At 64.1% G+C, this 13,166-nt stretch carries 14 protein-coding genes; 7 read left to right on the forward strand and 7 right to left on the reverse strand.

The genetic code is table 11. From position 1 onward, the window contains the following. Positions 1 to 20: 20 nt before the first annotated feature. Entirely contained in the window at positions 21 to 689 is a 669-nt protein-coding gene (gene fabR / locus L2Y97_RS10540) for an HTH-type transcriptional repressor FabR (protein ID WP_247436427.1), read from the forward strand. Positions 690 to 804: 115 nt separating this feature from the next. Here the strand turns inward: fabR and L2Y97_RS10545 are convergent, their stop codons facing one another. Next, the gene (locus L2Y97_RS10545; protein WP_247436428.1) at positions 805 to 1,341 is read right to left on the reverse strand and encodes a YaeQ family protein; all 537 of its coding nucleotides are present in this window, start codon (positions 1,339 to 1,341) and stop codon (positions 805 to 807) included. Between the two features lie 192 nt (positions 1,342 to 1,533). Here L2Y97_RS10545 and L2Y97_RS10550 point away from each other — a divergent pair, with 192 nt between their 5' ends. The 3 genes from L2Y97_RS10550 to L2Y97_RS10560 all read left to right on the forward strand — a co-directional run bounded on the left by L2Y97_RS10550 (position 1,534) and on the right by L2Y97_RS10560 (position 4,852). Beyond that, the gene (locus L2Y97_RS10550) at positions 1,534 to 1,977 is read left to right on the forward strand and encodes a DUF2231 domain-containing protein (protein WP_247436430.1); all 444 of its coding nucleotides are present in this window, start codon (positions 1,534 to 1,536) and stop codon (positions 1,975 to 1,977) included. Beyond that, entirely contained in the window at positions 1,970 to 3,283 is a 1,314-nt protein-coding gene (locus tag L2Y97_RS10555) for a PQQ-dependent sugar dehydrogenase (RefSeq protein WP_247436431.1), read from the forward strand. The genes L2Y97_RS10550 and L2Y97_RS10555 overlap by 8 nt, the downstream gene beginning before the upstream one ends. Positions 3,284 to 3,385: 102 nt before the next feature. Then, positions 3,386 to 4,852, forward strand: a complete 1,467-nt coding sequence (locus L2Y97_RS10560) for a hypothetical protein (protein ID WP_247436432.1) — start codon at positions 3,386 to 3,388, stop codon at positions 4,850 to 4,852. A 30-nt stretch (positions 4,853 to 4,882) separates the two neighbouring features. Here the strand turns inward: L2Y97_RS10560 and L2Y97_RS10565 are convergent, their stop codons facing one another. Both L2Y97_RS10565 and L2Y97_RS10570 read right to left on the reverse strand, forming a co-directional pair. Continuing rightward, positions 4,883 to 5,542: an alpha/beta hydrolase gene (locus L2Y97_RS10565; protein ID WP_247436433.1), complete on the reverse strand. Its 660-nt coding sequence runs from the start codon at positions 5,540 to 5,542 to the stop codon at positions 4,883 to 4,885. Next, a complete protein-coding gene (locus L2Y97_RS10570) occupies positions 5,539 to 6,318 on the reverse strand; it encodes a dioxygenase family protein (RefSeq protein WP_247436434.1) in 780 nt (259 codons plus the stop codon). The genes L2Y97_RS10565 and L2Y97_RS10570 overlap by 4 nt, the downstream gene beginning before the upstream one ends. A gap of 160 nt (positions 6,319 to 6,478) precedes the next feature. Between L2Y97_RS10570 and L2Y97_RS10575 the strand changes: the two genes are divergently transcribed. Then, complete coding sequence (locus tag L2Y97_RS10575) at positions 6,479 to 7,372, forward strand: LysR family transcriptional regulator (RefSeq protein ID WP_247436435.1); 894 nt, start codon at positions 6,479 to 6,481, stop codon at positions 7,370 to 7,372. Here the strand turns inward: L2Y97_RS10575 and L2Y97_RS10580 are convergent. Both L2Y97_RS10580 and L2Y97_RS10585 read right to left on the reverse strand, forming a co-directional pair. Further along, the gene (locus tag L2Y97_RS10580; RefSeq protein ID WP_247436436.1) at positions 7,369 to 8,253 is read right to left on the reverse strand and encodes a DMT family transporter; all 885 of its coding nucleotides are present in this window, start codon (positions 8,251 to 8,253) and stop codon (positions 7,369 to 7,371) included. The two genes, L2Y97_RS10575 and L2Y97_RS10580, sit on opposite strands and share 4 nt — an antisense overlap. A 32-nt stretch (positions 8,254 to 8,285) precedes the next feature. Further along, positions 8,286 to 9,134, reverse strand: coding sequence for a LysR family transcriptional regulator (locus L2Y97_RS10585; protein ID WP_247436437.1), 849 nt, complete (start codon positions 9,132 to 9,134; stop codon positions 8,286 to 8,288). A 163-nt stretch (positions 9,135 to 9,297) separates the two neighbouring features. Here L2Y97_RS10585 and L2Y97_RS10590 point away from each other — a divergent pair, with 163 nt between their 5' ends. Continuing rightward, positions 9,298 to 10,083 (forward strand): alpha/beta hydrolase, encoded by a 786-nt coding sequence (locus L2Y97_RS10590; protein ID WP_247436438.1) that lies wholly within the window; start codon positions 9,298 to 9,300, stop codon positions 10,081 to 10,083. 77 nt (positions 10,084 to 10,160) lie between these two features. Here the strand turns inward: L2Y97_RS10590 and L2Y97_RS10595 are convergent, their stop codons facing one another. Beyond that, positions 10,161 to 10,964 (reverse strand): SDR family oxidoreductase, encoded by an 804-nt coding sequence (locus tag L2Y97_RS10595; protein WP_247436439.1) that lies wholly within the window; start codon positions 10,962 to 10,964, stop codon positions 10,161 to 10,163. Positions 10,965 to 11,112: 148 nt separating this feature from the next. Further along, positions 11,113 to 12,357 (reverse strand): DUF1444 domain-containing protein, encoded by a 1,245-nt coding sequence (locus L2Y97_RS10600; RefSeq protein ID WP_247436440.1) that lies wholly within the window; start codon positions 12,355 to 12,357, stop codon positions 11,113 to 11,115. 233 nt (positions 12,358 to 12,590) lie between these two features. Here L2Y97_RS10600 and L2Y97_RS10605 point away from each other — a divergent pair, with 233 nt between their 5' ends. Further along, a complete protein-coding gene (locus L2Y97_RS10605) occupies positions 12,591 to 13,163 on the forward strand; it encodes a phosphatase PAP2 family protein (protein ID WP_425492854.1) in 573 nt (190 codons plus the stop codon). The last annotated feature ends 3 nt before the right edge of the window (positions 13,164 to 13,166 follow it).

Genomic DNA, 13,166 nt, shown 5'->3' on the forward strand with positions numbered 1-13,166 from the left:
TAGCCAGCGGCCCAGCCCCCATGACGTCCATCAGCCTCACCTCCCTCACTGGTGTCTCCGCCGACGTGCCACACGTCCGGAAGGCCGCGATTTCGCGGGGCGACCTGCTGGCCGCGACCCTGAAGCTGATCGGCCCCAACCGCAGCCTTTCCACGGTGAGCCTGCGTGAGGTGGCTCGCGAGGCCGGGATCGCCCCCAACAGCTTCTATCGCCAGTTCCGGGATATGAACGAGCTGTCGGTCGCCCTGATCGACCTGGCGGGCAGCTCCCTGCGCACGATCATCGGCCAGGCCCGCGAGCGGGCAACCTCCACGGAACGCAGCGTGATCCGGGTGTCGGTTGAGACCTTCATGGAGCAGCTGCGCGCCGACGACAAGCTGCTGCACGTGCTGCTGCGCGAGGGCGCAGTCGGTTCCGATGACTTCAAGCACGCGGTGGAGCGCGAGCTCACCTACTTCGAAGATGAGCTGCGCGTCGATCTGATTCGCCTGGCGGCGGCCGATAATTCAACGTTGTACGAGCCGGCGCTGGTGGCCAAAGCCATCACCCGCCTGGTGTTCGCCATGGGCGCTACGGCCATGGATCAGCCGCCCGAGCGCGACCCCGAACTCATCGAGCAGATCTCGCAGATGCTGCGCATGATCATCACCGGCTCGCACGCACTCAACCGCACGCCACCGAAAGCCTGACCCAAGATCCGCCACCCGTAGGAGCCCACCCTGTGGGCGACGCTGTTCGCGTAGGAGCAACAGGACCCGTTGCGTCGTCGCGAAAAGATGTCGCCCACAGGGTGGGCTCCTACGGTTATGTCAGGGGCGTTAGCTCGATGGGGATCACCGCATCACCGCTGATGACCTGCGCGTGACCGTCCTGCACCATGAACTGCAATTGCATGGTGCGTTCGGTGAGGGCAGCCAGCGCTTCGACGGTGGCGGGCGATACATCCACCACGGATACGTTCTTCGTACGCGCCACGGCGGACGACATCTTCTTCCACCATGGCTCAACGGCGCGGCCGTTGTAGGTGTAAATAATCACACGCTTCGCACGGCCGGCAGCCCGGCGGATCCGCTGCTCATCCGGCTGGCCGAGCTCGATCCACAGATCCACCTCGCCGGTAAGCTCCTTCCGCCACAGGTCCGGCTCGTCTTCCGAACTCAGGCCCTTGCCGAACACCAGCGCCTCATCGGCATTCAGGGCGAAGGCGAGCACCCGCACCATCATCCGCTCGTCGGTTTCCGACGGGTGCTGGGCGATAGTCAAGGCATGGCCCTGGTAGTAGTGCCGGTCCATGTCGCTGACCTGCAGGTCGGCCTTGAAGACCGTGGATTTGAGAGCCATGGGTGGTTCTACCGAAAGATTAGCCGCCAAGCCTACACGACAAACGTGCCCCCTGTAGGTGCGCGCTTGCGCGCGATGGGGTCGCCGGCAAGCACCCATCGCGCGCAAGCGCGCTCCTACAGGGTCAGGTCCATACAATGTCTAGACGGGGCGGCGCCTTACCATGGCCGGGTCTACCCAAGGGGCCCCACCATGAGCTATCCACCCGCACCACGTCGTTCCGCCGTGGCCAATGCCATTTATGGCCTGCTGAATCCCATCCCGTTTGGCTTCTTCGTCGCCGCGCTCGTCTTCGACATCATGTATGCGAAGAGCGGCACCATCCTGTGGGCGAAAGGCGCGGCCTGGCTGGTCTCGATCGGCCTGGTATTCGCGATCATTCCCCGGCTGGTGAACCTGACCCAGGTCTGGATCACGTCGCGCCGGATCAGCACCGGTGCGGATCACGTCGATTTCTGGCTGAACTTCGTGGCCATCATTGCCGCGATCTTCAACGCCTTCGTCCATAGCCGCGATGCCTACGCGATCATCCCCGGCGGCGTATGGCTGTCGGCCCTTACCGTGGCGCTCATTGCCATCGGCCACATCATCATCGCCGTGCGCTACTCCGCGGACCGGGAGTGGATCCATGGCTAAGCATCTCTACCGCAGCGCGCTGGCCATGGCCTGCGTGGCGCTGCTCGGCGCCTGCAGTGAAAAGGCCTCGCTGGATGCCTCCCAGCAATCCGGCGGCGACCCGACGCTGCCCAAGGCGCAGCGCTTTCTTGTTCCGCCCATGCAGGTACCTGATTTCGCCGGCTGGCAGAACGGCGCCATGCCTACGGTGGCGCCGGGCCTGAAGATCGAGAAGATCGCCGGCGACCTGAAGCACCCGCGTCAGTTGCTCACGCTGCCCAATGGCGATGTGCTTGTCGTCGAATCGAATGGCCCGGGCGAAGAAGCCCTGACCACGCCGAAGCAGCTCATCGCGGGCATCGTGAAGAACCAGTCGGGCAAGGGCGCCAAGGGTGGCAACCGCATCACCCTGCTGCGCAAGGGCAGCGGTAGTGGTGAGTGGGAGAAACACACCTTCATCGAGAACCTGCATTCGCCGTTTGGCGTGCAGCTGATCGGCAATACGCTGTATGTCGCCAACACCGATGCCATCGTGAAGTTTCCCTACGAGGAAGGCCAGACGGAGATCAAAACGCCGGGCGTGGAATTCACCGACCTGCCTTCCACCGTGAACCACCACTGGACCAAGGCGCTGCAGGCGAACGCGGACGGGACCAAGCTGTACGTCGGTGTCGGTTCGAACAGCAACATCACCGAGAACGGCATGGAAGTGGAGTACCGCCGTGCCGACGTGCTTGAGGTGGATGTCGCGTCCGGCGGCAGCCGCATCTACGCGTCGGGCATCCGCAACCCCACGGGGCTGCAGTGGGATGCGACCACGAACAAGCTCTGGGCCATCGCCAACGAGCGCGACGAGATCGGTGCGGACCTGGTGCCCGATTACATGACCACGGTGACCGAGGGTGCCTTCTACGGCTGGCCCTACGGCTACTACGGCCAGAACGTGGATACCCGCGTGATGCCGCAGCGCCCGGATATGGTGGCCAAGGCGATCAAGCCCGATTACGCGCTGGGCTCGCATGTCGCGGCGCTGGGCCTGCTTCTGTCGCAGAAGAATGCGCTACCGGCCCAGTATCAGAACGGCGCCTTCGTTAGCGAGCACGGTAGCTGGGATCGTTCGCCGCTAAGTGGCTATGCCGTGGTGTTCGTCGCCTTCCAGGATGGCAAGCCGGTCGGTAAGCCCGAAACGCTGGTGAGCGGTTTCTACTCGAAGGACGAGAAGCTGCTTTACGGCGCGCCGGTCGGCGTGGTGTTCGACAAGGATGGCGCGCTGCTGATTGCCGATGACGTGGGCAATACGGTGTGGCGCGTGACCGCCGCGCAGTAACCTGCCGGAACGGCACGGTAGGGCTGGCGTTGGCTGGCCTTGCCGTGGCGGGTTGGTTAGTCTCCGGTGGCGGGCGTGCGCTCGCCACGCGGAGACCGGGGTATGCGTAGAGCGTTCGTATTATTGGCCTGGATGGCGCTTGCGCTTGTCTCCATGGCTACCGCCGCCTCGACGCGTTCCGCCGAAGCCCCTGCGATAACTATCGGCTCGTCGACTGTTACGCTCAATGGCCCCTGGCGCTTCCATGTGGGCGACGATGCACGCTGGGCATCGCAGGATTACGACGATAGCGATTGGGAAACCGTGGATCTCACGCCCGCGCCAGGCGCGCACGACGGCGATGTGGGCTTGCCGGGTTACGTCACGGGCTGGAGCCAGCGCGGGCACGCAGGGTACACCGGGTATGCGTGGTACCGCTTGCGCGTGATGGTTGACGGGCAGGGTGGGAGGCCGCTCGCACTCGCTGGCCCGACACTCCTTGATTCAACCTACGAACTCTACGTTGATGGGCGGCTGGCGGGTGGTCCGGGGGATTTCTCTGGCGGGAAGGCTACGGTCTATAGCGTGCGGCCGTCCGTTTATCCGTTGCCGCAAACGTCGGGACCTGGCACGCGGACGTATCAGTTGGCGCTGCGTGTCTGGATGGATCCGCTGGATGCGGGTGATGAGAGTGGTGGGATCCATGTGGCGCCCGCGATCGGGTCGGCTGCGGCTATCGATGCGCTGTATCGCGCGCAGTGGCGGCGGACGTTTTATGGGTATGTGGTGGATGCGCTGGAGCCGCTGGCCTTCGTTGTGCTGGCTGTCGTGGCGGTGTCGGGCTATCGCGCGCGAGCGCGCTCCTGCAGGGGGCTTGGGAACGGCGGCGCGGGCGATGGGGCTGCGCTCGTTACCGATGCGTCGCGGCACATCGGCGGTGGGGCCGGTACCGCCGATGGAGGCGGCCGAATCGTTGACCGGGGCGGTGGCAGCGTCGACGGGGTTGGCCGCTACGTGTGGTTGGCCATCGCACTGGTGCTGCTCGCGCTGCTGCGTGTGAACCAGGTGCTGTTCTACTGGACGCCATTCTGGAGTTTGCGCAACTACGATATGGCGGTGACGGTGGTGCTCCGTCCGCTGGTGTTGGGTGCGTGGGTACTGGCCTGGGTGGCGTGGTTTCGCGTGGATGGGGTCGCTTGGCTTCGCCTGGGGTGGCTGCGTCCGGTCGTCGGCTTGCTTACCTTGCTCTACATCCTCACCGCATTCGCGGGGCGGCCGTGGATCATGCCCGACACGTCGGCGACCACAGGGTCCATCATCACCGCCGTGCGCCTCGCGTTCGCCGCACTCTACGTGTGGGCCATCATCGCCGGCCTTCTTCGTGACCGCGGCGTGTCGTCGTGGCTCGCCGCCTTAGCCGCCGTACTCGTCGGCATCGGCCTGTTCGCCACGGAACTTAACGCCCTCGGCATCCCAGGCATCTGGTTCCCCTTCGGTGTGGGCGTCGCACGCGGCCAATACGCCTACGCCGCCTTCATTGCGACGCTGTTCGCCATACTGGCCACGCAACGACGCCCCCGCACTCGGTAGGAGCGCGCTTGCGCGCGAAAGGTGCTCGCGTCATCCCCCCACCCACCGCCAAAAATCCCCCGCCATCTCCGCCCCCAACACATGCTCCGTCGGGTAAAGCCGCACATCGTGCGCCACCTCCAGCTGCTCGAGGAGCTTGCGCGATCGCTCCGCCCAGGCTACGGGCAGCTTCTGATCAAACCGCCCATGTCCGACGAAGCCTCGCGTTGACCGCAACGAAGCATGCGGTGCGATCAATGGCGCAATCTCCGGAAGAATGCGGCCGGCAAGAATGGCGAACGAAGCGGTCGTTGTGGGTGAGGTCAGCGCCACGCTCGCGCTCATGATCCCGCCCTGGCTGAAACCGGCAACGGTCGTCGCGCCGGCCGCGGGCTGCAGTTCGGCACGCAGTTGATCCATGGTCGCGATCAGCAACTGCCTGGACCGCTCCGCCTCTTCAGGCATGATGCGTGGGCCTTGTGGCGTAAACGACACACGAAACCACGCGAACTGGCCGGGCCCGATCACCAACGGTCCCCGCACCAAGGCGACCGCCATATCGCCGGGCGCCTGCTCGGCCAGGGTGGCAAGGTTGCCTTCGTTGCCGCCCACGCCATGGAGCATTACCAGCAGCCGCTTCGCGCCTTCCGGTACGTGCAGGCGTAGCGCGAGAGGGTAACGGCCCTCGATCAACGTATCGAATTGGCTCATGCGACACCCCACGCGTATGAGTCCATGGACAGCACGCCATACGTCATGCCGCCGGGCACCAGCGAAGGCTTGTCGTCATCGCTGCTTGCGCCCATGGCAACGAGCAGCGGCAGGTAGTGTTCTTCCGTGGGGTGGGCACGCTCGGCAGCCGGGGCGATCTGGCGATAGTCAACGAGGGCCTGCTCGTCACGGGCCAGCACGGCGCGCGTTGCCCACTCGGCAAACGCCGCGGCGTACGGCACCGAATCGCTCGTGCGCTGAATCTCGTAGAGGTTGTGCGTGAGGCTGCCAGAGCCAACCACGAGCACGCCGCGCTCGCGCAACGGGCGCAGCGCCTTGCCCAGCGCCAATGCACCACGGGTGTCGAGGTCGGCTGGCATGGCCAACTGAAACACCGGGATGTCGGCGTTGGGCAGGAGGAACCGCAGCGGCACCCACGCGCCGTGGTCGTACGGTCGAGCGGCATCTTCGGTGACCGTGAGGCCCGCGGCGCGCAGGACCTCGGCCGTTTCGCGCGCCACGTCCGGTGCACCCGGCGCCGGGTATTGCAGCCGGTAGAGCGGCTCAGGGAAGCCGCCAAAGTCGTGCAGCGTCGCGGGCCGCTCGCCGGTCATCACGCGCAGCCCCGGCGCCTGCCAATGCGGCGAAACCACCAGCACTGCACGAATGCCTTCCAGATGCGCGCCAATCCGCTGCAGGTTCGGGCCAAGCACGCCCGGGTCCAGCGCAAACGTAGGCGCCCCATGCGAAATAAACAGAACAGGTGCCAATGACATGACCAACCCTCCATCAAAGACGTGTAGGAGCGCGCTTGCGCGCGATGCTCCACCCATGACCTCAATGTATTGGTTCCAAGGAGAGTGATAAATGGCAAGATAAGAAACCAACTGTCTCGCCGTGTGAGACACTGGATTCGACCCCAAAGGACACCCGCCCATGGACAAAGTCCAGGAAATGACCAGCTTCGTCGCCGTCGTCGATGCGGGCAGCTTCGTCGGTGCTGCCGAGGCCATCGGTGCAACCAAGGCGGCGATCTCACGCCATGTGGCCGACCTGGAGCGCCGCCTGGGCGTCCGCTTGCTGCACCGGACCACCCGCCGCCTGTCGCTCACCGAGGAAGGGCGCACCTTCTACAGCCGCTCGCGTGAGCTGCTGGCCGGCATCGCCGAGGCCGAGGCCGAGCTCAGTGCGAGCAGCACCGAACCCACCGGTCTCCTGCGCATCACGGCACCCCTTACGTTTGGCGTGCTGCACCTGGCGCCGCTATGGGCTCGCTTCACGGCGGAGCACGCGCAGGTATCGCTCGACATCACCTTGTCCGATCGCGTCGTGGACCTGGTGGAGGAGGGCTTTGACCTGGCCGTGCGCATCTCGCGTTTGCCGAACTCCACGCTGGTGAGTCGGCAGTTAGGTGTGACCCGGATGTTGCTGTGCGCATCGCCGGCGTATCTCGCGACGCATGGCACGCCGCGCACGCCCGCCGAACTCGCCACACACGCAGTGCTGGCGTACAGCTACTGGCCCGACGACTGGCAGTTCACCACCGCCGACGGGCGCATTGAGCGCGTCACGGTGAAACCCTTCATGCGCAGCAATAATGGCGATACCTCACGCGTGGCGGCGCTGGCAGGGCAAGGCATCACGCTACAGCCGGATTTCATCGTGGGCGATGATGTTCGTGAAGGGCGCCTTGTCCACCTGCTGCCCACGCACGATGCGGGGACGATTGGCATCCACGCGGTGTACGCCTCGCGCAAACACCTGCCGGTGAAGGTACGGCGCATGGTCGATTTCCTGGCAGAAGCCTTCGATGGGGTTCGCTGGAGCTAGGCCCGGCGACGCAGCGTCACACCGCTGACCGCGAGGAGCCCGGCCACGATGAAGGCCATGCCCAGCCATTCGCTGGGCTTGGGCGTTTCACCGAGTACGGCCCACGCCATCAGCACGCTCAGTACGGGCACGCCCAACGATGACACCGACGCGACCGCGGTCGGGAGCCTGCGCACCACTAGCAGCCACAACGTCCACGCCAGGCTGGTAGCCAGGATGACGGAGTAGGCGAGGCCTGCAATGAACGCCGGGGTCCAGTCGATGGCGCGCTGCGGAATGACAAAGGCGACGATCGCCAGCCCAGCCGCACCGAACGCCATCTGCCACGCGGTAAAGGTGAGCGGATCGGGCTGGTGGCGCTGGAACATGCGCTTGCTGGTGACGGTGCCGAGTGCCCAACACATGCCGCCCACCAGGGCCATGAGCGTGCTGGCGGGGTTGCCGAGGCCGTGCCACGGGGCGATGACGCAGGTGAGGCCGATCGCAGCGAGGCCGAGTCCCAGCCAGTGCCTTGGTAGCGGCCGTTCGCCGAGCAGCGCCCAGGCAAGCAGTACGGCCCAGAACGGCATGGCGTAGGCCAGCAGCACGACGTGGCCCGTGCCGCCGGAGGTGAGTGCCATCTGCCCCAGTCCCTGGAACGCCGCCGTTTGCGCCAGGCCGGTGACGATGGTGCCACCGAGCGGCGGCGGGGCGAGTGGACGCCGCATCACCACCAGCACGACGAACAACAGCACGGCGCCGATGCTGTAGCGCAAGGCGGAAAAATCGAACGGCCCGGCGTAGCGAAGCACCAGCTTCATCACGATCCAGCTGAATGCCCATATGACGACCGTGGCGCCCAACGCGACCACCGCGCCCGCCGATGCCTTGCCTTCGTTCATGCCCGTCCGCTACACCACGTCAAACGGACATCTTACAGATTGCCGGCGGCATCGATCAGCACATGCTCCAGCGCTGTCATGGCAGGCGTCGGTGCACGTTGCCGGTCGATGACGTATTCCATGACGCCGAGATCGGGCAGGTCGCGTTCGAGCTTTACGATCCCCGCGGGGATGGCGTAGCCGGTGAACGCGCCGATGCCCAGTCCGGCTTCCACGGCCGCCTGGATCACCATGACGCTGCTGCTGACCACGGCGAGGCGATAGGAAATTTTCGCGCTGTCGAGTGCTGCAAAGATGCGCTCCCGGGTGATGCTCGGCGGCGGATGCAAGGCCAGCGGAAGCGGTGATTGGGTATCGCGCAGGGGTGTATTCGCACTGCCGCACCAATACAGCGGTTCGGAGCGCACCAGCGTTCCGCGGCCGCTGCCTTGCAGGCGTTTGGCGAAGACCAGATCGTGCTTGCCTTCATCGAGCTCGCGAAACAGATCGCCGCTCAACCCCGTCTTGATGGCCAGGTCGACAGCAGGGTTGCGTCTTATGAAGCTCGCCAGTGCTGCTGCGAGCCGTGACGAGGCGAAATCCTCCGGCAGCCCCAGGCGCACCGTTCCATCCAGCGGTGGCCCACACACGGCGGTCATCGCTTCGTCCATTAGCTGGAGGATGCGCAATGCGTAATGTTGCAGGGCTTCGCCCGATGGGGAGAGACGCACATTGCGGGTATCCCGCTCGAACAGCGGTGAACCGGTCAGGTCTTCCAGCCGCCGCACATGCTGGCTGATGGTCGATTGCGACAGGCACAGCTCCTCGGCCGCCGCGGTAAACCCGCCGCTTTGCGCGACAACGACGAAGGTGCGGAGCAATTCGGTCGGTAGCGGGCGCATTGGGATTCCCGATTAATCCACGCGGCAAATGTCATCAATCAAGGAGCGGGCAGCGCCTATGCTTTCCTCAACGGTTGGTGAGGCAGCGCGACCGTTCCGAACCTTTCAGCAGGCATTCGCCCAAGGCTCATCCCACGATTCGTTTTCACAAAAGGTCCCCGCCATGAAAACTCCCTCGATCAAGCGCGCCATCCTCGCTTCCCTGGTTGCCATGTCGCTCGCTACCACCGTCGCCGCGCAGGCCGCGGAAGGCGTCCAGAATATCGTCCTTGTCCACGGTGCGTGGGTGAACGGAAGTGGCTGGAAGCCCGTTTACGATATTCTCACAAAAGACGGTTACCACGTCTCCGTGGCCGAGCATCCGCTGACCTCGTTCCAGGAGGACACCACGGCGGTGAAGCGCATCGTCGATATGCAGAGTGGCCCGACCATTCTGGTGGGCCACAGTTATGGCGGCGCCATCATTACCGACGTCGGTAACGATCCTAAGGTGGTCGGGCTGGTCTATATCGCCGCGCATGCGTTGGACCAGGGCGAGACGGAAGTCTCCAACGGCAAGAAGTACCCCAGCGCAACCAGCAAGACCCCGGATATCAAGAAGACCGCCGACGGCTTCCTCTACCTGGATCCCACCAAATACGCGGCCGACTTCGCCGCCGACCTGGCGCCGCAGCAGGCCCAGTTCGAAGCGAATGCGCAGGAACTGACCGCCGCGACGGTATTTGCCGCGCCGGCAGGACACCCGGCGTGGAAGGACAAGCCCAGCTGGTACGCGGTGGCCACGGCAGACCGGATCATCAACCCCGATCTGGAGCGCATGTACGCCAAGCGTGCCAACAGCCACACGATCGAGATCGCCGGGGCCAGCCACTCGGTGTACCAGTCGCACCCGGAAGAGGTGGCGGCGTTGATTGAACAGGCCGCGAAGACGGCGGGAGCGGCGAGGTAAAGCGACGTTTCGCCAGCCGTATTCCGACAAATGCAGCATAGCTGCCGGCCAGATCAGTGCCGGCAGCTATAGCCTTTTCAGATCGTGCGATCCCATATGGCTTTCCCTGCCGCCATGGCCCAGTCGGCGGTGTCCTTCGGAAAGATATTCCGGAAGGGGCCGGTGGTTTTCGGAATGAGTTCGACCATCTTCCCGATCATGTCCTCGGGATTCAGGCGCATCTCTGGCTTATCGAGCAGGGCATTCGTCTGCGCTTTGTACGATGCGCGGGTGGTGAAGTTCACGTCATCGTCCAGCCAGCGGTAGGCGGCCTCGACCATGCGCTCGTTGAATCCCGTGAAGAACGGCCCGGGGTTGATCGTCTGCACCTGGATACCGAATTCCTTCAGCTCATCCTGCATCGCCTCCGCGATCGCCTGGAGCGCATGTTTGGTGGCCGAATAGCTGGCCAGCATGCCAGGGCTGACCACGCCAAGGATCGAGGAGGTGAACACCACCTTTCCTTTTACCTTGTTCTTGACCCAGCGGCGTACGACGCGCTGTGTCAGGTCGAGCAAGGCGAATACGTTGACCTCGAAATTGTGCTTGAGGATCGGGATGGGGATCTCCGCGATGGGTCCGGCCTCGCCGATGCCGGCATTACTGACCAATACGTCGAAATCGAGCTTCGCGGCGGCCGCGATGTCATATGGGTCAAGCAGGTTTAGCTTGGTGACGCTGAGGTTGGGAATGCCTTCAGCGGCGGCCCTGTCGCGCAAGGCAGTGACCTGTGGCCAGGATTCGGCGGTAGCGATGACAGTGTGGCCCTTTTTGGCCAGGCCTATCGCGGTTCCTTCGCCGAGGCCGGAGCCTGCGCCGGTAATAAGGATCGTTCTGGGCACGTGGAGTACTCCTCTGGTTCAGAGGTGGTGGCCTGCCGTGCTCGATGGGAAACCTTTTGCGGCGCGGGTTCCATTGTACGTAGGTGTGGATTCGCGGATGGCGGTAGCTTCCTGCAAATCGGGTGGTTATAGCCAATGGGTAAGGCCGTTACCCCGGAGAAACCGCCTTCACGTAGGTGGCCTTTTCCCGCAATAGCGCATAGGTCGCATCGTCGGGGAATTGGGTCAGGAGGTAGCGTGGCGGCACCAGATCGCCATGCGGCTGGCGCAGTTCGGGCACGTGGGGCAGCGCATCGGCCCACTCGATTTCGAGAAGCTCGTTCCTCTGGCGGCAGAGGAGCCAGAGAAGGTCGCATTCAGGCAGGAGGGTTCGCACATCCCGTGTCCATTGGGCGGACCCGGTAATCCGCCCTGTTTCGGTATTCTGGGCCGCCCGGTAGGTCGCAACGAAGACGTCGACCTGTTCCTTGTCATGGATTTTCTCAAGCAACGTCTTCTGATCGCCGTACATCCCATCGAGACGTTTGTAGCGTGCAAGCGTCAGCCTGCGCTTAATGTCAGGCGGTAGTGGTGCCTCGAATGGCGTCCATGTGCCTTCGCGCAGGATAAAGAGCTGCGGGCTCATGGGGCGGGTATCGTTTTCGAGAATGTCCGCGGCGAGCGAAGCGATCAAGGCGATGCCATCGTCATCAAGGCTGCCGGTAACGAGAAGATGGTCGCGTGAGGGAATCATGGCGACCGGTACGCCGTGGACGGGCAGCCGATGGATCATATCCGTCAGCAGGATACGTGACGCATCGTACACGTCGTGCCAGGTCGATACCCAAACCCCGCCGTGGCGCTCCATGCCCCCGTCCTGCGTTCGGTCACGCAGGTTAGCCAATGCACGAGTGAAGGCCGATTCCTCATCGAGGCCGGCATCGCTCAGGGCGGTTGGGTTCACCGTCCGGGTCGCGTGCTCCAGATCCTGGACCAGCGTGATGGAAAGGTCGCCTGAGAAGGGCGTGGACCAGGGAAGCTTGGCGGGGCCGGCGTCACTCGTTAGCCGCGCGGAGAGTGACGCCCAACTGAACATCCCGGCATCGCGAATGACCGGCATGAGGTGCGTGGCCAAATCCCCCGGGGTGTCGCTTTGCGTCTCCGTCAGGGCGAGCACGTATTTGTCGATGACCCGGTCGCGTTCACCGCGCGCGACCTTGCCCGTGTCGGTGAACGCGTTATGCAGCATCATCGTGAAGGGGCGGCCGCCGGGTAGCTCGAACTGGATCTGGAAGCTATCAGCGTCGTAGTTGGCCGATGTGGCCTGCACCAATGACCGGGCACGCTGGATCACCCTGGCGGCAAATTCATCGCGCGACCATGCCCGCCGGCGGAATACGTCGAAGATCCCCATCCCCGTTCCTTGCTGGTGTCGATGGGAGGAAATTAGCTGACGAGGCTAGTATTGCCAAGGTGGGCTTTTCCGCCCACGACGCCCCCACTTTCTCAGCAAAGCCTAAGCCGGCCGCGCTTTAATCAAGGTGCTGTCAAATGGTCGTGGACCTGCCTGGTGCAGGGGGAGGCATTATGCGGGCCCTGGGCGTTCGTTCGGCACTGCTGCTGATACTGGCGATTCCGCTTCCGGCCATGGCGGGCGGCGGACCCTTCGGTATCGATCATCGGGTGAGCTACGACAACAGCGGGATCTGGAAACGATCCAACCAGAACATCCTCCGCTACGGCACGATCCTCACCGTGGGGCTTGGCGCGCTGGCACTGGGCGACAACGACAAGGAGGGCGATACGTTCTGGCGAGCGGTGGATTCCACGATCATGACGGTCGGCGCGACCACGGTCATGAAGTACACCTTTCGCCGTGAGCGCCCCTCGCGAACGGATGACCCGGACCAATGGTTCAAGGGAGGCAGCCAGAACCACAGCTTCCCCAGTGGCGAGGTCGCGCTGATCTCGGCCGCCGTCACGCCGTTTATCGTGAATTACCGGGAAGACCACCCCTGGGTTTACGCGCTGGCCTTGCTGCCTGCGTACGACGCAGTGGCCCGCGTAAAGGTACGCGGGCACTGGCAAAGCGATGTGCTTGTCGGCGCTGCGCTGGGCACCACGATCGGAATCTGGAGTTCCCGGCGAACCGAATCGCCTATCGTCCTGAGCTGGTTGCCGGGCGGTTTCCGAGTCGGATTTATCCATCACTTCCGCTAACGG

This window comes from Luteibacter aegosomatissinici (assembly GCF_023078495.1).
In the GTDB taxonomy this organism is placed as follows: domain Bacteria; phylum Pseudomonadota; class Gammaproteobacteria; order Xanthomonadales; family Rhodanobacteraceae; genus Luteibacter; species Luteibacter aegosomatissinici.